The organism is Nostoc sp. DedSLP04, assembly GCF_034530775.1.
GTDB lineage: Bacteria > Cyanobacteriota > Cyanobacteriia > Cyanobacteriales > Nostocaceae > Nostoc.
The window spans coordinates 23,384-40,807 of sequence record NZ_JAVRCL010000071.1 but is presented as its reverse complement, the minus strand read 5'-3'; the positions used below and the strand labels follow the sequence as shown (position 1 = coordinate 40,807).

16 protein-coding genes are annotated in these 17,424 nt (G+C 41.0%); 12 read left to right on the top strand and 4 right to left on the bottom strand.

Translation table 11 applies throughout. The features are described 5' to 3' along the window. Positions 1–230 precede the first annotated feature (230 nt). Both RMX89_RS29430 and RMX89_RS29425 read right to left on the bottom strand, forming a co-directional pair. Positions 231–893 carry a site-specific integrase gene (locus tag RMX89_RS29430; RefSeq protein WP_322691420.1) on the bottom strand — a complete coding sequence of 221 codons (663 nt, stop codon included), beginning with the start codon at positions 891–893 and terminating at the stop codon, positions 231–233. Between the two features lie 506 nt (positions 894–1,399). Then, a complete protein-coding gene (locus RMX89_RS29425) occupies positions 1,400–2,410 on the bottom strand; it encodes a Rieske 2Fe-2S domain-containing protein (RefSeq protein ID WP_322691419.1) in 1,011 nt (336 codons plus the stop codon). 52 nt (positions 2,411–2,462) lie between these two features. Between RMX89_RS29425 and RMX89_RS29420 the strand changes: the two genes are divergently transcribed. Next, complete coding sequence (locus RMX89_RS29420) at positions 2,463–3,266, top strand: TetR family transcriptional regulator (protein ID WP_416212013.1); 804 nt, start codon at positions 2,463–2,465, stop codon at positions 3,264–3,266. Positions 3,267–3,304: 38 nt separating this feature from the next. Here the strand turns inward: RMX89_RS29420 and RMX89_RS29410 are convergent, their stop codons facing one another. Next, positions 3,305–3,625 carry a hypothetical protein gene (locus RMX89_RS29410; protein WP_322691418.1) on the bottom strand — a complete coding sequence of 107 codons (321 nt, stop codon included), beginning with the start codon at positions 3,623–3,625 and terminating at the stop codon, positions 3,305–3,307. A gap of 134 nt (positions 3,626–3,759) precedes the next feature. Then, positions 3,760–3,972 carry a hypothetical protein gene (locus tag RMX89_RS29405; protein WP_322691417.1) on the bottom strand — a complete coding sequence of 71 codons (213 nt, stop codon included), beginning with the start codon at positions 3,970–3,972 and terminating at the stop codon, positions 3,760–3,762. Positions 3,973–4,835: 863 nt separating this feature from the next. Between RMX89_RS29405 and RMX89_RS29400 the strand changes: the two genes are divergently transcribed. The 11 genes from RMX89_RS29400 to RMX89_RS29350 all read left to right on the top strand — a co-directional run bounded on the left by RMX89_RS29400 (position 4,836) and on the right by RMX89_RS29350 (position 17,238). After that, on the top strand, positions 4,836–5,285 hold the full coding sequence (locus tag RMX89_RS29400) for a hypothetical protein (RefSeq protein ID WP_322691416.1): 450 nt from the start codon (positions 4,836–4,838) through the stop codon (positions 5,283–5,285). A 78-nt stretch (positions 5,286–5,363) separates the two neighbouring features. Further along, positions 5,364–5,696, top strand: coding sequence for a hypothetical protein (locus tag RMX89_RS29395; protein WP_322691415.1), 333 nt, complete (start codon positions 5,364–5,366; stop codon positions 5,694–5,696). Further along, complete coding sequence (locus RMX89_RS29390; RefSeq protein ID WP_322691414.1) at positions 5,693–8,443, top strand: helicase HerA domain-containing protein; 2,751 nt, start codon at positions 5,693–5,695, stop codon at positions 8,441–8,443. The genes RMX89_RS29395 and RMX89_RS29390 overlap by 4 nt, the downstream gene beginning before the upstream one ends. Continuing rightward, entirely contained in the window at positions 8,440–8,712 is a 273-nt protein-coding gene (locus RMX89_RS29385; RefSeq protein ID WP_322691413.1) for a hypothetical protein, read from the top strand. The genes RMX89_RS29390 and RMX89_RS29385 overlap by 4 nt, the downstream gene beginning before the upstream one ends. Before the next feature lie 152 nt (positions 8,713–8,864). Continuing rightward, a complete protein-coding gene (locus RMX89_RS29380; protein WP_322691412.1) occupies positions 8,865–9,626 on the top strand; it encodes a hypothetical protein in 762 nt (253 codons plus the stop codon). Positions 9,627–9,866: 240 nt separating this feature from the next. Continuing rightward, entirely contained in the window at positions 9,867–10,940 is a 1,074-nt protein-coding gene (locus tag RMX89_RS29375; protein ID WP_322691411.1) for a hypothetical protein, read from the top strand. A gap of 157 nt (positions 10,941–11,097) precedes the next feature. Further along, positions 11,098–11,820 (top strand): hypothetical protein, encoded by a 723-nt coding sequence (locus RMX89_RS29370; RefSeq protein ID WP_322691410.1) that lies wholly within the window; start codon positions 11,098–11,100, stop codon positions 11,818–11,820. Positions 11,821–11,824: 4 nt separating this feature from the next. Continuing rightward, entirely contained in the window at positions 11,825–13,354 is a 1,530-nt protein-coding gene (locus tag RMX89_RS29365) for a hypothetical protein (protein WP_322691409.1), read from the top strand. Continuing rightward, complete coding sequence (locus RMX89_RS29360) at positions 13,351–14,226, top strand: hypothetical protein (protein ID WP_322691408.1); 876 nt, start codon at positions 13,351–13,353, stop codon at positions 14,224–14,226. Before RMX89_RS29365 ends, RMX89_RS29360 begins: the two co-directional genes overlap by 4 nt. 67 nt (positions 14,227–14,293) lie before the next feature. Then, on the top strand, positions 14,294–15,478 hold the full coding sequence (locus RMX89_RS29355) for a hypothetical protein (RefSeq protein WP_322691407.1): 1,185 nt from the start codon (positions 14,294–14,296) through the stop codon (positions 15,476–15,478). Then, on the top strand, positions 15,475–17,238 hold the full coding sequence (locus RMX89_RS29350; protein WP_322691406.1) for a type IV secretory system conjugative DNA transfer family protein: 1,764 nt from the start codon (positions 15,475–15,477) through the stop codon (positions 17,236–17,238). Before RMX89_RS29355 ends, RMX89_RS29350 begins: the two co-directional genes overlap by 4 nt. The last annotated feature ends 186 nt before the right edge of the window (positions 17,239–17,424 follow it).

Genomic DNA, 17,424 nt, shown 5'->3' with positions numbered 1-17,424 from the left:
ATTTGCGTTGGGAGACGGTGCTGGAACTTGAAGCGATCGCGGCAAATGAACTGCGACTTGTGGAATCTCAAGTTCCTGAATTTTACAGCTTGCTAAGTGAAGAAGTGTTGCCGATGTCGGGGGGCTAAACCTTCGTCATAACTAACCGCATCATTGAAGCAATTTCTACTTTTGCTTTCAGCAATTGCGCTGATGCTGCTTTGCGAAATCGATTTTTTGGTAAAATGGGGTCAAGAGCTTTCATGCACTGAATAATCGGTCACTTCGACTAAACAGGGTTTCCCGAAGTCGTCTGACTCAACCGGAGCAAGTAGTGCTAAAGATGATACCGCTCCCAATACTTGATCTTCTCTCACCTCCAGATACTTGTATAGCTCGTCCAAGGTGCGATGCCCAGAGATTTCCTGAATCACTCTTAAGGGAATTCCGGCATTACTCATCGAGGTGAGTGCTGTGCGCCGAAAACTGTGAGAGCTTATGCCTTCAACTCCTACTTTTTTGCAAGCGACTCGCAATATCCACAATGCCGAATCTCGGTGCAGGTGGTTATTGGCTCTTGAGTGGTCAGCATTTCCAGGGAACAACCAAGGAGAATCATCACGCGGTTTATATGCTTGCAACCTGACTCGCAATTCTTGAATTACAGGAATGGCACGGGTAGCCAGTTTACCTTTAGTGTTTCCTTTACGAAAGGTGATTTTGGCTCTGACTTTTCCTTTGGTATCATAGACATCGCGCTTTAGCAATGTCACTGCTTCATTCACCCGGCACGCTGTGTAAAGCATGACTGCAAACAGTGCTTTGTCTCGTAGCGAGTCTACTCCCTGCGAGAACAGAAGTTGAATTTCTTCTGGCGAGAGAATCTTTGCTCTCCCATGTCTATCAATCTTCAACTTTGCTCTCCCGAAACCACCCCCGGTCTTTTCCCATTATCTCAGGCATCGGGGACAGCTTTTCTGCGATCGCAGATGCAGTGTACTAGTACTGTACTAGTACACTGCCGTTACTAGCAGTTCTGATATCAATATTGATAGCAATACAGGTACGAGCGTCACCAGAGCAGAAAGTGCCTTTGGGACTTTAGCTGATGGCAAGTGAGTTTTTGATATCGTAAATTACACAGTCTAAAAAACAACTTTAACATCGCTCGAACATACCTCGTGCTGCATCATGATATTTGTCTAGGTAAATAGCTAAGTTCATGGAGCGTTCATTTGGTCTGTTTACCTAGATGAGCATCATGCAGAAAGTTTTCCCAAACAGTGATGCCTACGCTCATCATACTTACGCAAAGAAAGGGTTAAAAAATACAACTTAAACGGCTATGCTGAGGTCAGAAGGTCAGGCAATACAGTTCAGATAAGCTCTTGAGGCATGAAAAGCTATGCGGGAAAAACGTCTATCGGGAAAAATTGGGTTCCACGACATTTGGAAAGCTCTCAAAATTACGTCGCACCCAATCCATACCCACTTCATTGTTGAGTTTAATTTTCTGTGGAGTGTCTGGATAAATTTTGCCGAGAATATCGGCATCCTGATCCACGACAACCTTACCAAACTTGAGATAGGTACTGCCGAACACCTGAAAAAGGGGATGCAAGGCTTGACCGAACAGCAAAATATAAGTTCGGGTGCGATTCTCGGCTTCTGGCACAAAGATATGACACTGTGCAGCTTTACCCAAGGGCATCTCACCGTGAAAAATCACCAGGGACGGGAAATGATTTTCCAGATGCGCTTTAATCGTGGTAGGCAATAAAAATAAATCTGGCTGTCTCAGTTTTTCTGCCAGACTGTAGGGCGCGGTGGGCATGTCATAAAAAGCCTGGGAATGATGCCCATCATCAATAAACTGATGAAACTCAATATCAATAATGCGAAACAAGTCCCGATGAGTGCCATTTTGATGATTGTAATCATGCATATTTAGCAGCATAGTCAACAAATCAGTTTTAACGCTGCGATCGGCAGTATGCCCGATAAAAGAGTACTGATTTGCAATCTCATTCAGCACTGTAGGAATGGGAATCTTCGCTTCATACCCCCCATAAGACCAGATGAAGTCACCTTGAATGATCAGTTCTAAAGGCTGCAATTGAGGCAGGGTTTTCTTGCCTGAACCAGGTAAAACGGTGCAGCCAGATGCATCAAATGGCAAGGCATGGAACGGACAAACGACTGTACTTGTGCGATCATTTTGAACTTCACACCAGCCTTCTGATAGCATGGCTCCCATGTGGGGACAAGCATTAGGTAGCGCTTGGATTGCTCCAGTAGCATCTTTCCAGATTACATAATCAACACCGTACAAGGAAATTTTTCGAGGCTGATTCATAGTTAGCATCGACTTGTGTGCCAACAACCAGGGCGCACCAGTCAGCAGCGATGGCGCTGACAAGTCAGTTCGCATGGTGTTCTCCTTTAGAGATAAAATTGTGAGAAATCCGTCGTGTTTCTAAAATATGACAGAACATTCATGTTCGTCAAGCACTCCGTTGTTCAGTAATCTGCGTCGCCAACCCAAACAACAGCGTGGCAAAGAACGCGTCGAAAAAATTTTGGATGCGGCAGCGGCTGTATTCGATGAAGTGGGCTATGAAGCCGCCACCACTCATCTGATTGCAGCTAAAGCAGGAACGGCGATCGGCTCTCTCTATCAATTCTTTCCTGATAAAGCCGCTATTTTCAAGGCGATGGAGTTACGCCATACGGAGCGGGTGAAGTCATTATATGCCCAGGCAATAGCATCTGAAATCGTTGAGTTACCACTGCGTCAGATGATTCATGCTTTGGTAACAGCGATCGCAGAAATGTTATCTCAACCGATATCGCGGGTGGTGTTTGTGCAATTTTATTTGGCACGGGAGATTTTCCAGACCATCGATGACAGCATGACTCAGGAGGCGATCAATTTCATGGCAAATATCTTGCAGCAGCGAAATCCTGCCCTCCCCGATGAACAGTGTAACTTGCTTGCAGAAGTGTGTGTGCATGGTAGCAATGCGGTTATATTGGCGGCACTTCGCAGTCGCGATTGGGATCACCGCCAACGCTTAACGCAGCAAATTGAGGATTTGATGGTGTCATATTTAGAGCCATATATAGGGAACAATCAGTTGAGCCATGTAATGAAAGTAATGATATGCCCCCATTGTCAATCGCAACAGTTGTCCAAAAACGGGCATCGTCGGGGAAAGCAGTGCTATCGCTGTAAGGATTGTGGAAAACAGTTTGTGGAGTCTGTTTCAACGCCGATCACTCGTTAGGGTACTCAGAAGAGGAATACACAGGTTCAAACAACTTTTCACCTCCGGTTTATAGCGATCGCCTGATTGAATTTTGAATTCACCAACAGGAAATAGTTGTGTCCCACCTTGAACACTTTTGGTTGTAACTCACCATAGAGCGATCGCACAATCAAATCGATGTGGACAATTGTACCAATCCGTTCTGCCAAAAGCTGTTCAATAGCTTCACGACGGCTTAAGGAGCGATACTCATGGAGCATGGAAATCTCAGCACCGTAGAGCGATGGCTGTTGAGTAGATGTTTCTATGAGTGGGAATAGAGGTGGCTCTGAAAGAAATGAAGTATCTAGCAATACAGGCAGCCAGTTTTGGGTCAACCCCTTCTCTGCGAGACGCTACGCGACCGGGGAATTCAAAATTACAATCCCCATAAATAAATTTTCAGATAAAAATAACCCTCACGTCTGTTTGAGGGTTTTTGTGCAGATATGTATGATATTGAGTCGCTCCCTTAGGGAGAAGTTTCGCATTTAGCAATAATTTCCATAGCTTGCCTTTGATGTTCGGGAATAGCATCAAGGGCAGAAGAAACTAATTCGCGCAAAATTTCAGAGGTGTTTTTACCAACGACTCTTGAATAGAGCTTTAAATCGTTCAGGCATTGGGATTCTACACGAACTGTGACATTGACTAGATTAGATTTATCAGCATTGGAACGGATCATGCAATTCACCTTTTGTTCTCTTAAGTGGATAGTTGCATTCAGAGTTTAAAAGATTACTTGAATGCTTTAATAATATCATAAAAGCCTCAACTTAGCTGGTAGTGCAAATGAATAATCTCGAAAGAATAGTCATATAATGACAAAAGTATTTGAGAAAATCAGGATGAGTAATTACCAGAGAAAAAGTACTGCTTTACCTGTATATTTAGATAGTTTCGAGCGTGAGAAATTAGAGAAAATAGCCGAATACTGGGGAACTAGCTTATCGACAACGATAAAAAGATTAATTAGAGAACAGCCAAATTCCCCCAAGTGCAATCAGTGAATGCGAGATTGCAATCCGGCAATATTATTTAATTAACTTAATTAAAATCTGGAGAACAAATATGACATAAAGTTTCTTTAACATCTGTATTTTTGAGTTAGTGTGATACTATTATGCTGTTATTAAGAGTTGGAAGTAAAAAGATAATGATTAAACCAATTCACAAAACACGGTGAAATCAGTGAAGAGTCAACAGTTATCAGTAAATAGGTATATTTCAATCCAATTGTCAAAACGTTTACCTATTTACTGATAACTGTTAAAAATGTCTTCCTTTCTTGTCCGATGAAAAACTACCGTTCGTGGGTATGTCATAGGGCTAAATGAAAATGGTGTAGGGAATAGAGTGTACCTTATACCCTATTTCGGTCATAGATAGAGAGTCAGCAATAAGGGTGTAGGGTGTAGAGAAGACAGCATTGAACGAGGCTTGTATCCCACGCTTTTGTAGGGGCTACTTCTTCCCGTACACCCCACACCCCGCTCCAACGGGGCTTGGTCAAAGATTGTATTGGAACATCAAAAAGGAGCTATTGTTTTGGTCAGCAAAACAAAGGAACGTGAATCGTGTCGCCCTGGAAAAACCAAAAATCATCTGCTTGTCAAGTTTATTGGTAAGGTAGGAAATAAGTACCGACATCAGATATATGCGGTTGGTACAACTTTGATTGTTGCTAGTCAAACAAGACCAGCCGAGGCATTTGGTTTGTTCAACCCAGCACAAATAGCAATGACATGTATGTTTGGTGGAGCATCGGCTCAAGGAAATGCACTGATAAATGGCTTACCAGGCGTGATAAACGCAGCGATAACAGTGATGCTATTTATTTATTTCGTGTCATCAGGAGTGAAGGTTGCCAATGCCTTAGGTGACGGGCAAGAAGTAACGCAAATGGTTCAGCAACCAGTAGGGATATTCTTTATAACTCTAGTGTTATTCATTGCTCAAAACATTCTGTTTGCGAATGTCAGTGCCGCTTGCAATTAAAGCCAAACAGATTCTTGAGTTTAGGAGCAGAAATTAACCTAGATTTCTGCCCTATTATCTGATTTCAATAATTTAGTGATGAATCCAAAAGAAATCAAACAAGTCAATCAATCGTTAGGAAAGAGCGCACCAATTGGAATCTTTACAGGATTTCAGTTTGCTGTAGTGATTCCATTATTCGGTCTAGGTTTCTTCAGTTCTTTTGCATTGGGATTAAATCTAGCTTGGAGTATATTGATAGGTTGCTGGTTAAGTGCAACAGCATTAGCTTTATCAGGAAAAAAGCCTCATTTATTTTGGTCAAAGATTTATCCAATTGTACCTGTATGGTCAAGAGGATATGCGAGATACTTAACACCGCAACAAAAACAAAAAATTGGAGCGAAGAAAATTCGTAGTCCGTGGAAATGATGAAGATTAGTCGTTCTCAAACCAATACGAAAGTAAGTCCATTTGAGGACTGGCTAGATTTGACAACTTTTGTAAAACTCAAAAGGGGTGGTTATAGTATTGGTGCTTCCTTGCTGAGTAAAAAAGTTCTCAGCGACACAAATAATACATTACAACTAGTATTTGGATATAGTTGCACAGGGATGAATCCATTATTTAATTCAAGTGAAGAAGTAGAAGCAATAGCCAAAGCTTTTGAGAATGGGTGCAAGGAGATACCCCAAGGTGAAAAGTTCACATTTAGATGGAGTTCATTCTGTGATGATAGTGATGCCAAAGAGTATTTCTACAAGCGATTGCAAAATCCAGTATCAGATGAGAGCGAATTTCTGGACTGGGGGCAGTTAGGAAGAATTCAGGAATTGACACGTTTGCGTCAAAGGAAAAATATAACTCTGAGCGTCTACACAACTTTCACTATAGTGCCAGGGGGAACAGAGGGCGGCGACCCGATAGACCGAGCATTGGTAAAGCTAGCAGATTTTCTGACAAGACGATTTACAGCAACAGGGGCGACAGAAGTCACGAAAAAGAACTTAAAAAGGATATTAGAGAAAGCGATAGATGTTTCACAAAGACATTTGCAGATATTAACAGAGATGGGTTTTGCGCCCAAGGCAAAAAGTGCAGAGCAACTATGGAATGAATTAAGTAAGTGTGTGGGAGCAAAGATTGTAAAAATCCCACATACTTTAGTATTTGATTCATTGGGACTGAGGGAGGAATTTAACGAAACCCCAGCAACGAATAAATCATATATAGACCAAGCTCACGCGACATCAGTATTGATGAATAATGGTATACCTTTCGCAGATAGAAAGTGGGTATGTCTGCCTGATGGTGAGGGTAGTAAAAAATATGTCGGCGTGATGGTATTGTCGCAAAAACCAGAAGTATTCGCATCAACAGAAGCACAAATCAGGTTTCTGTGGAATATATTTGCACGAGAGGCAATTTGGGATGTGGAAGTGATTACTGAAATCAGCCCCGCCGACCAGAAACTAACCCGATTGGCGCAACAGATGATTACCAGAAGGGCGCGAAATGCAGAAATCAGCGCTCAAAAGAAAACAATTGATGTTGCCTCACAAATAAATGTTGAGTGGAGTGTAACAGCCCAAAAGCAATTGTACACAGGGGACACACCAGAAACATTAGGATTAGTAGTGTTAATTTACCGGGATACACCTGAAGAAATTGACGATACTTGTAGATTGATTTCTGGGTATATTAACCAACCAGCAGAACTAACTCGAGAAACGCAATATGCTTGGCTGATTTGGCTGCAAACATTGGGAGCCAAAATGGAACAGTTATTATCACGCCCTTATAATCGTCGATTAACATTTTTTGCGAGTGAAGTGTTGGGATTAACCAGCACAGTACAAATTGCCAAGGCTGATAATCAGGGTTTTGAATTAATCGCAGAACAAGGTCATTCCCCAGTACATCTAGACTTGTCGATAACCAAGAATATGATGATTCTAGGAACGACAGGCTCAGGAAAATCTGTTTTAGTTGCCACAATCATAGCAGAATGCTTGGCTACGGGAATGTCAGTTTTGATTATTGACTTACCCAATGATGATGGAACGGGGACATTTGGAGATTTCACTCCATACCACAACGGGTTTTACTTTAATATCGCCAAAGAATCAAATAATCTTGTCCAGCCAATAGATTTGTCAGCAATTCCAGAGTGGGATGTAGAGGGGAGAGAAGAAAGAATAAAGCTTCATAGAAATGATGTGAATCTGATTATCTTGCAGTTGGTTTTGGGTTCACAAAAATTCGATGGGTTTTTGGCACAAACAATTGAGTCGCTAATTCCACTAGGCACAAAAGCGTTTTATGAACATCCAGATATCCAACGTCGTTTTGAATTAGCACGAATCAGCCAAATTGGAACGCCAGAGTGGGATAATACGCCAACTCTAGTAGATATGGAGCAATTTTTCTCAACGGAATATATTGATTTGGGTTATGAAGATGAGAATGTTGAGAAAGCGCTTAATTATATTCGTTTGCGTTTAAAATACTGGAAAGCAAGCGCGATTGGGGATGCGATTTGCAAACCTTCTACCTTCCAAACTGATTCTAAGTTAATTACTTTTGCGCTAACCAACCTGCAATCAGATAAAGATGCAGAAGTATTTGGGATGAGTGCATATATGGCGGCTTCGCGGCAGTCACTATCTTCACCTAATAGTGTGTTTTTCATGGATGAAGCCAGTGTCTTACTGAGGTTTTCTGCATTGTCCCGTTTAGTGGGTAGAAAATGTGCAACGGCTCGGAAATCTGGTAGCCGAATAATCCTAGCTGCCCAAGATATAATTTCCATTGCCAAATCTGATGCGGGAGAACAGATTCTACAAAATATGCCCACAAGATTGATTGGGCGGTTGGTTTCCGGGGCGGCGAAAAGCTTTACTGATATCCTTTCGATTCCTCACTCAATTATTCAGAAGAATGAGCTATTTCGGTCTAATCTTCAGCAAATGTACACAACATGGTTGCTGGATTACAACCGCACGTACATTCGTTGTCGTTATTATCCCTCCTACGTCATGCTGGCGCTAGTTGCCAACAGCAGAGAGGAACAGGCAACGCGCAATCGCTTTCAAGCTAAATATCCAAACAAGTTTGAATGGGTGTCAGAGTTTTCTAAGTATTATGTGGAGTGGATCAAACAGGGACAGTCATTATGAAAAGTCTAATTGCTTTTGTAATTGAACAAAAAATTCTTTTGGCAATTTTAGGTATAGGAGTTGCCAGCTTAAGTTTTCAGATGTGGAAGTATCAAGATGAGCAATATCAAAAATTATTGGCTAATCAAAAAGTCCTTTGTGAAAAATCTTTAAAAGATGCTGATGACTTAATTTTCAAGAGTCCAGCTCTGTATTCAGCTTTCAATTCGGGAAATGCTCGTTATGCTGTTCCTAAAGATAAAATTCAGCAGCCAGGGTACTTACTTTGAAAGTTATTCCAAACCACCAGGAGGAGAAACAAATGTTGATGCAATTGTGACTGCCGAGCCTTTGAACGATTTTGAAGCTCTTGTTACTAGTCCCTGCTCACCGAAACCTTTTGCTGTATCTTTCGAGGATCTATATGAAATCACACAAAAGTATGACTTTACGCCAGGTGGGAATTTATCTTGGCGTTAGTTCTCTGTTAACTACGACGATATTAATTGGCGATAGTTGTAATCAAGCTTGGGGGTTAGAATTACCATTTTTGACTCAATTTCAGGAAGTTTATACGAGCCTAAAAAGCCGAATATCAAGCTATGAAACTGAGTTTAACCAAGCATTAGGGCAAAGTTATGGAGAAATAAATGCTGAAATAACTCGACAATTAAATCAGGCGGTTGATTCTACAATTGGGTCATTAGGAATTCCAGATCCCCTAGAATCAGGTGAAAAAATCAAAGAAGTTATTCGTTCACAAAATCCAGATATGACTCAGCCCAATACTAATACTCAAGCTGAGAATGCAGAGTTGTCATGGCATGGTCAATATACTCTAGGTCAATCTCAATCAATTTTAGGAGTTGATGGACAACGAGTACAAGCACAAGAGGCCGATTTGACTAATAATGCATTAAGTACTTCTTCAACTAACGCTGACAACGCACAGTCAGACATAGTAACTCAAGATATTCTCAAAAAAATGGCAATTCAAAATCTACAGAATGTTGTCATTTCCAAGGCAATACATGGAGAGACTCAAAAACAAACACGAGCCTTGGCAGCAGCTAATGTAAATTTGGTTGACATCTCGAAAAATATTTCGTCACAATCCCGCAAAGAAGATGCACAAAGTAGAGCAGTGGCCATGCAATTGTTAGAAGCTGGTGCTTATAACGATGCTTTTTGGGAGAGACAATGAAAAGTAGGGAAAAGGGAAAGGGTTAAAGGGAAAAGGAAAATACATATTTAATGCGTGTAGTTTTCAAATATGGACGCGGTTAATCGCACTGGAGGGTATTTTATTGTTCAATAGTATATTTCAAAAGAATTGTTCTATCTTTGAGAAATAAGTGAGCAATCTAATAGTTTTAAAATCTCCCTCATTGCTTTGAAAATTTTTTTATTTTTCGGAAATATATGTTCCAAAGGAGGTGTAATAATGTATGTTTATCTAACTAATTTAATTCCTTTTATTATTGCTCAAACGAATGGAAATGAGGCTGATAAGAATTTGCCAACTGATGCTGGAACTATTGTACAAGGCGCAATAAACGGTTCGGAGATTTTTGTTTCAGCATTTGATAATGACTGGAAACTATTTGCGAGTGGTCAAAACCCGGTTTATGTAGCTATTGTTAATATCTCGATGCTGGCGGCAGTAGTTTTAGTAAGTTTTTGGTCATTGCAATGGTATGAGCAAATAATGTCAGAGGGCTTTTCGAGTGGAGTTGTCAAAGAAATGGCTTTCCCAATGATAGTAATTCTGATGCTCAACAATAATGGAGGAATGCTAGCGACAACTTCTCTAGCATTAAGAAATGTTTCCAATAAATTAAACTCTAGTGTATTGACTGTTACGAGAAATGGTATAACCCTCAAAGAAGCGATTCGGAGTGTTAATACAGATCAAACTTTTATTCTCGCTGCGAAGACGGCAATGGCAGAATGTGAAAAACTGGCTGATGTCGAAATAGATAAAGATGGAAATCAAATTACTCCTAAGAAAGATTGTAAAAATAAGGTAGCTCAAGAAATTGACACTCAAGCATCAGAGTATAAACAAAAGAAAAGGATTCAAGGGCAAAATAATTGGAATCCTTTAGATGTAGCTGGAGGAGCAGTTAACACAATTGTTCAGGGACTATCCTATATAATTTTTAGCGGTCTATCAGCAGCTTTTCAGTTTCTCGTTCAGTTTTCTTTCCTGTTAACAGCTTATGTAGCACCGATATTCTTAGTATTATCTATGCTACCGATAGGAGCCAAGCCGATTTTTGCTTGGCTTTCGGGGTGGTTAGCACTAACATTAATCCTCATATCTTACTCAATTATTGTCGGTGTAGCTGCTAGTTCTATAGTTAATTCCCCGTCAAACAATCCATTACTTCTACAGTTAATAGAGGCAATATTTTCACCAATACTTGCAGTAGCAATTGGAACGGGTGGAGGAATGGCTTTGTTTTCTGGCTTTACCAGTGCAGCCAAGTTTGTAGTGATGCCAAGAAGAGATTAAAACAAGTCGCAAGTAGCAAGTCGCAAGTCGCAAGTCGCAAGTCGCAAGTAAGTTTTGTGACGGGGATTTAAACCCCGATTGAAATGGGTGCTACATGTAGATTGCAGGTTCTGAAACCCTTTACTTTACGATAATGTTTGAGAAGTAGGAAAATGGGATGCAATTATTAGAGAAAAAAGAAATAAACTTCACTCCCATATTTTTGATGGGGAATGCGGTTTTACTTATTGTTCTACTTTTAATTCAAATAATTAATTTTGCTCGGATCGGGAAAGTTGCAAATGACAAAACACCGACTCTAGTTGAACTAAATGATGGGTCAAGCATTAGAGTGTCCCCCATTGGCAATGACGAACGCTCGCCACAAGCGATTACCTATTTTGTGGGACAGACAATGACGGGGCTATTAAGCTGGACTGGTTTACCAAAGTCTGATGACTCCAACTCCGACCCAACCAAAAAAGCGGTACTAGATGCTGGTGTACAAGTAGGGGAGAAAAAAATCACGACGAATGTATGGGTTACAGGATTTGCATTATCTGAAGATTTTCGAGGTAATTTCTTAGAAGAATTAGGCAATCTGACACCAGTTGACGTTTTCAATGGCACGACGCAATCAGTTCTAGCTGTACGGTATTTCTCTGAACCGCAGAAACTGGCATCAGGTCACTGGTCAATTGATATGGTAGCCAATCTCATAGTTTTTCAGGGTAGTAATCAGGTAGGGAAAGCGATCGCATTTAATAAAACTGTATTTGTCAGAGCAATTGATACACCAAGTCCTCCGTCTAACTCATCCTCCATTCAACGAATCGTATATAGCGTTCGCAAAGCGGGATTAGAAATTTATAAGATCCAAGATTTAGAAATCGGGAAGTAATCAAATGGCAGTCACAGATGTACTATCTATTGAAGAAAATGACGCAATAGATGCGTTAGAGGAATCAGTTTTGGCAACTCCCAAAGTCCCCCAGGATAAAAAAAGTTTTGCAGCGATGAATGGCGTAACTTTTGAAATTGAGTTCTCAGATAGAGAAGAAGCAAATGAACCTCAAACGCGCCCACAACCAGAAGAGATTGTAACCACTCGCGTCATTTCTCAGCATCCCTTACTCAAAGCTGGGGTAATCGGGAGTGGAATTTTTCTACTGATTGCAGTGGCAGGTGGGATGATAAATACTTCTATGGATGCTTTAAGCAATTCCACCACAGTCAAACCGGAAGGGATAAAGCAAGGGGTATCTGGCAACGCTCAAGATTTAGAATCACAATCAGAAAATCCTGGCAAGATTAAGACGGCACTAGCGATTACTTCCCAAAAACCGGAATTAGAAAGTCTTCGTAATACTTCAAGAAGCAAAGCCCCAGTTAAGGAAGAAAACACCATTGTAAAAAGTAGTCCTGTAACTGCATCAACTAGTTCCCCACCAATAGTTTCACCACCAACCCAACGACAGTACGCCTCTATTAGTCCATCTCAACCAATAGTTATTCCTCCGAATCCCACTATATCTAGAGAACCTCTAGCAACAAAGTCTTTCTCCACCCTTTCGCCTAGACCGCGACCTCAATCCATAGCTTTAGTTTCATCATCAAGCAATAAACCAAACCTAGATCCAATGCAACAATGGTTGGCTGTTTCTAATGTTGGTAGTTTCAGCGCTAATAATACTGATACTACGGCTGAAGAACCAATTAGTATCCAAGGGCTATCAGGTGGCACTGGTAGACCTAATGTGACAGTAAAAACTTCAAGTAATGAGTCACAAAACATTGATTATAATGCTAGACGTGTGATAGTAGGAACTCGGATACAGGGCAAAATAGAAACCCCAATTGCGATAAGTGCTGGCAATGCAAATCAAGTTCAAAAATATCTGATTAGACTAACCTCAGTATTAAAAGCATCAGATGGCAGTGAGGTTTTACCCGTAGATTCTTATCTGGTTGTTGTGCCGAATGGCTCAAATAGTGGCGAATATATTCAAATGTCTGCCATCGCAGCTTTAATTAATGTTGATGGTCAGACATTAGAAAAGACTATACCGGAGAATTCCATTATTATTCTCAATAAGAATGGAGAAACTCTCAGGGGGCAATCACGTCAAGGCAGTAGTTTGGGTAGCGATTTCATGACAGCAGTAATTGCTGGAATATCAAAAGCTGCTGAAGTAGAAAATAATCCCAACAGCCAAACTACTATAAGTTCATCTGGATTTTCGACTAGTACCGTGAGTAATGACAATAAAAATTTATTAGCTGGGTTTGCTCAAGGAAGTTTTAGCCAAGTACTACAATCAATCCAGTCATCAAATACTCAACAAATACAATCTTTACAGTCAGATGGCAAAGTGTTTGTAGTGCCAGCCCAGACAGCTGTTCAGATATTCGTAAATCAAACGATTTCTCTATGAAAAATAGCTTAAACTTACCTATCTCATTGAGCAAAAGTATATTAATTAGTTTATTAGTTCTGAGTCCGATTCAAGTTTTAGCTGGTAGTGGAGCTAGAATAGTTTATCAAAGAGAAGCCCAAGGGATTAATTCGGCAGGAATTGAGTTGAAAGTTTGGCGTGGATATGGCTTAACAATTAACTTCATTCCGACTGGTGAAACGATTAAACAAGTCTGGATTGGAGATCCGACTCGTATCTCTTTTACTTCAAATGGAAGCTTATGCCAAAAAACTGATAATTCTTCGTCAAATGATTCGACTTCTAACTGTGGTCAAGCCAATGCAACAGTTATTTTTCTACGTCAAATCAAACCAATAAGTTTCCCCAATATGACCAATAGCATTGATGGCAGTACCCAAATTACCGTGATTACTAGTGGTTCGGATGGGCAGAAACAATATCAGTTTAAATTAATTCCTGCAACAGGGCAACCATCATATACCAGTCTGGTGATTAAGCCGGACGTTCTGAGACCACTGCCGATAATCAGAACTAAACCGCAAATCGTGCCAAGAGTTAGAGAAAACAAAATGCCTGTGACAACTACAGCGCCACCCCAAGAAAGAGTGGCTGCTGTTACACCTGTAAAAACTACAAACTCTATAATATCCCCTGGTACTCCCCAAGCAAGAAATGATGCTAATGCCCTTGTTTACGGATTAGCGAACGCTGGGCGCAATGGTCAGATCAAGCCTGGAGATGCGACATGGAATAAAGTTCAAGATGCAATTAAATTGCTCCGACTTGGTAAGAGTAGAGAATTAGCTATCTCCCACTCTGGTATTTCAGAAGAAATTTTTAATCAGTTAATCGAATGGGGGCAGAAATAATGAACAAGTATAGGCATGAATCATATAGAAAAGGGCAAAAGTAATAGTTAATTGGAAGATAAGTTAGATGAAATTTCCCAAATATTTGTTAATAGCTACAGCTTTAATTCCATTTACCTTATCTGCTCCAGCCAGGGCAGATACTCCTACCATCACCTATTCGCAAGGTAAATATAAAACCCAAGCTCCTGATTGGTCACGCATCACTTGGGGGAATCTCCCACCGGTGCAAGAATCAGGATATCTGACCATTCCAAACAATTTAATCTCAGTGTTTGGATATGACCCCTCACGCTCATGGTCAGCAGGTCAAAAGGTAGATTCGGTGGTGATGCTGGGTGATACTGATGATGCCTTTGGGATGTCTAATTTTAGCCTAGAATCTATCAATCTCCTCATCCCAACAACGAACAAACTCACATTAAAAGATTTTGGATTAATGCAATGGCAAACGCCAAAAACATTAGTTAAGGCAATACCTAGTTTAGGCAATTTGACTTTAAAGCAAGTTCCCCCGTTAGCGGCTTTGTTTTCTCAAAATGGGGGGTTTAGCAATGGTAGAATTTCTCAAGTTGTACGCTCAAATCTCCAAATCGCAAATCTACCTTTGGGTAAGCTTGACCTAAGCAAGTATTCGATTGATTCAATTCCTGGACTGAGGCAAACACAGCTAGGACAGTTCCAATCTTGGCAGCAAAGTTACATCAATCAAGTTCCTGGACTCAACAAAGTACCCTTCGATAAGATGCCCCAGCCGATAAACTCTGGTGTTGGTGTTGTGGGTGTTGCTTCTGTCGTACTTGGTACATCCGAAAAAGGTGATGCAAAAGTTGGAAATAATTATTTTATCTCTGGCAGTGTTGTCAGCGGCGACCAAACTTTACCAGTAGCTTGTTCTCCAGGTCAAGAATGCTCATACATGGAGTTAGGCGACTTTGCGGGTTCTGAAGGGGGGCTATACGGAAAGCGCTGGGTATCTGGTTCATCACAGATTGTTAAAGGTGGTTATGGCTTTCTTGCTGCTGTCAACGGTGGTTTTGAGCCGACAGGAAGGCTGGTATATGGTAGTGGATTCAAGGTGGCGCTGACTGGAGTCAATGAATCCCTTGGAACCGCAGACTTTGGTTTATTCTTTAGAATTTGTGCGCGTCCCCCTTTTATGAACAAGACTTGCACCCCATACTTTATTGGCCCCATCCCTTGGATATCAACTCACGAGAATGATTTAGTAATTGTAGGGAATGGTAGATGACAAGAACTACTTCTCAATCCGTTAACCCAAATCAATTACTGCCATCAGGGATTGAATCGGTGTTGATTTCGCCAGCCGGAGTAGGATTACTTGCCTGTGGTGCAGTGATTGTGGTAGCCAAATATATTGATGCTAAAGTCGGAAAGTCTAAACTAGCCACTGCAAGATGGGGGGGAACGAGAGAGAAAACAGCAGCCCGGAAACTAGCGTGTAAACAAATCAATAGCCGCAAACATAACCAAGTATCGTTATATGTTGGCACTCCCAAGAATACAAAAACTGAAATTGTCAATGGCATTAGAAAAACCCAAATTCCTCTTGATGCCAAAACCCTTTATTTTCCAGAAGCACAAAGAGGGATTTTGGTTTGTGGTGGCCCAGGGAGCGGAAAGTCATTTTCAATGATTAATCCGATGATTCGTTCGGCAATAGATCAGGGATTCCCCTTGGTACTTTATGATTTTAAGTACAGTGAGCAAGAATCAGCTACATCTACATCTAAGGGACAAGCCCCAATACTGGCAGGATATGCGTTGGAGCGAGGTTATCAAGTTACTGTATTAGCTCCAGGTTTTGCAGAATCTGCGGTTGCCAACCCCATAGACTTTCTTCGTAATAATGAAGACTCAGAAATGGCGCGGCAGTTGGCGATTACACTCAACCGTAACTTTCAACTTGGAGAAAAGAATTCTGGAAATAACTTCTTTACCAATGCTGGAGATCAGTTGGTGCAAGCTGTTTTTATGCTGGCGAAAGGAACTCCTTACCCAGATATCATGATGTGCCAAGCAATCCTGGGGTTGCCAAAGTTAGTTAAGCGCATTGAGCAAGCAGAAAATCTGAATTTCATGGTCAGAGAGGCTTTCGCACAGTTTGTATCTGTTGCAGGGTCGCCAGAAACAGCAGCTAGTATTGTCGGTACAGCTAGCGGATTGTTCAGCCGTTTTATGGTTCCCTCTGCCCTCGCTGCTTTCTGCGGTCAGACTAACATTCCATTGGATTTGAAGGGGCGGCAGATGGTGATTTTCGGGATGAATAAAGAAAAGCGTGATGTAATTGCGCCTTTGCTTATCTCAATTCTACATCTATTAGTGAGCCGGAATGTAGCTAACAAACGTACTTGTCCTTTGGTATTAGGGATTGACGAATTACCTACTCTTTATTTACCAGCACTGGTTGATTGGCTGAATCAGAATCGGGAAGATGGGCTAATTTCAATATTAGGGTTACAAAATCTCTCAATGCTGATTGAAGCTTATGGAGAAAACACAACTAATGCAATATTTGGTGGTTGTGCGACCAAAGCATTCTTTAACCCCCAAGATGATGTCGCCGCCGAACGATTTAGTAAGTTTTTAGGTGAAGAAGAAATTAAATACAAGCAACGTTCTCGCTCATCAGGAGGCAAGGGTGGTGCAAGCATTTCTAATTCTGACCAAAACAGTACTCGCAAGTTATTTGATGTCAATCAATTTAACACTTTACCATCGGGAAAAGCAGTAATTATTAGTCCCGGATTTCGTTCTCGTGGTCAAATAAGTTTGCCAATATTGCAATCAATTAAAATTCCTCAACATGAAATCCAATCGGAAGCTGACAGTGTGAAAGCTTGGTACGAGTTTCAAAAGTTCTTATCTAAAAAGTCTACTCTCTTAACTCCAGCAGATGAAGAAATGAGAATTCGTCGAGCAGAGGCATTAAAATTGTTGCCTTTGATAGAAACTCAAGAGCAGCTATCAGAATATGCGAGTCTGATTTAGGCAAGAAAAAGGGAACAGGGAACAGGCAACATTCCCTGTTCCCTGTTGCCCGTTAATTATCCTTTTACTACGAGAAGAGAGCCAGATGATTATTGCTCTTATTAAAAAGCTACAACGATAAATTCTGTTCCCTGTTCCCTGTTCCCTGTTCCCTGTTCCCTGTTCCCTGTTCCCTGTTCCCTGTTC

Coding starts and splice junctions, on each gene's coding strand:
- RMX89_RS29425 (WP_322691419.1), bottom strand. CDS start 2,410: ATGCGAACTGACTTGTCAGCGCCATCGCTGCTGACTGGTGCGCCCTGG.
- RMX89_RS29420 (WP_416212013.1), top strand. CDS start 2,463: ATGACAGAACATTCATGTTCGTCAAGCACTCCGTTGTTCAGTAATCTG.
- RMX89_RS29405 (WP_322691417.1), bottom strand. CDS start 3,972: ATGATCCGTTCCAATGCTGATAAATCTAATCTAGTCAATGTCACAGTT.
- RMX89_RS29395 (WP_322691415.1), top strand. CDS start 5,364: ATGAATCCAAAAGAAATCAAACAAGTCAATCAATCGTTAGGAAAGAGC.
- RMX89_RS29390 (WP_322691414.1), top strand. CDS start 5,693: ATGATGAAGATTAGTCGTTCTCAAACCAATACGAAAGTAAGTCCATTT.
- RMX89_RS29385 (WP_322691413.1), top strand. CDS start 8,440: ATGAAAAGTCTAATTGCTTTTGTAATTGAACAAAAAATTCTTTTGGCA.
- RMX89_RS29380 (WP_322691412.1), top strand. CDS start 8,865: ATGACTTTACGCCAGGTGGGAATTTATCTTGGCGTTAGTTCTCTGTTA.
- RMX89_RS29375 (WP_322691411.1), top strand. CDS start 9,867: ATGTATGTTTATCTAACTAATTTAATTCCTTTTATTATTGCTCAAACG.
- RMX89_RS29370 (WP_322691410.1), top strand. CDS start 11,098: ATGCAATTATTAGAGAAAAAAGAAATAAACTTCACTCCCATATTTTTG.
- RMX89_RS29365 (WP_322691409.1), top strand. CDS start 11,825: ATGGCAGTCACAGATGTACTATCTATTGAAGAAAATGACGCAATAGAT.
- RMX89_RS29360 (WP_322691408.1), top strand. CDS start 13,351: ATGAAAAATAGCTTAAACTTACCTATCTCATTGAGCAAAAGTATATTA.
- RMX89_RS29355 (WP_322691407.1), top strand. CDS start 14,294: ATGAAATTTCCCAAATATTTGTTAATAGCTACAGCTTTAATTCCATTT.
- RMX89_RS29350 (WP_322691406.1), top strand. CDS start 15,475: ATGACAAGAACTACTTCTCAATCCGTTAACCCAAATCAATTACTGCCA.